The 735-nt window shown below is 65.6% G+C and carries 1 pseudogene; it reads right to left on the bottom strand.

Annotation, left to right across the window (positions count from 1 at the left end):
* Positions 1-735 (bottom strand): annotated as a pseudogene (locus A3730_RS31985) (collagen-like protein); the annotation flags it as partial.

The raw sequence follows: 735 nt of genomic DNA, 5'->3' as shown, positions 1-735 counted from the left end.
GCGGGCCCCTGGGCGCCGGTATCCCCTTTGGGTCCGGTGGCGCCATCAGCACCGGTAGGACCTTGCGGGCCGGCAGGGCCTTGCGGTCCGACTGCGCCAGTGGCACCGACGGGACCCGCAGGCCCTTGGGCGCCGGTATCCCCTTTGGGGCCGGTGGCGCCATCAGCACCGGTAGGACCTTGCGGGCCGGCAGGGCCTTGCGGTCCGACTGCGCCAGTGTCACCGACGGGACCCGCAGGCCCCTGGGCGCCGGTATCCCCTTTGGGGCCAGTTGCGCCATCAACACCGTCTGCGCCAGGAGGCCCCGCGTCACCGGTATCACCCTTGGGGCCAATCAATCCGCTATCCGGCCCAACCCACTCGCCGAATTCATTAATGACAAGGTCATCGGCGATGCTGATTGTGCGCGGTGTTATGTCGCCATTAACTTGTTCGGCTTCACGCGCCTGCAAGGCGTAGGGGACGCTACCGGTGGTAACCGCAAGGCGTGGCGTCATTTCGCTGTCGCCATCGATGGCCAGGCCCAGTTCTACCTGATCGCTGCCGAGTAAATCCTCGGGTAGCGGGTTGCTGGCGTCGTCGCCGAGAACCACGCTATAGCGGCCGTCTTCTGCGGTAATTACCTGGGTTTCAGTCCACAGTACCGCCCCGAGCCCCTGGGGGTCGGTGACTGTGCCGCCAGCGGTTTGATAGTCCGTGGTTCGCCCGGACATATCGTAAAGGGTAACCACCACA

The sequence above is a fragment of the Alcanivorax sp. HI0044 genome (genome assembly GCF_001634945.1).
Note: the sequence above shows the minus strand (reverse complement) of the source record. Positions and strands in the feature narration are given on the sequence as shown.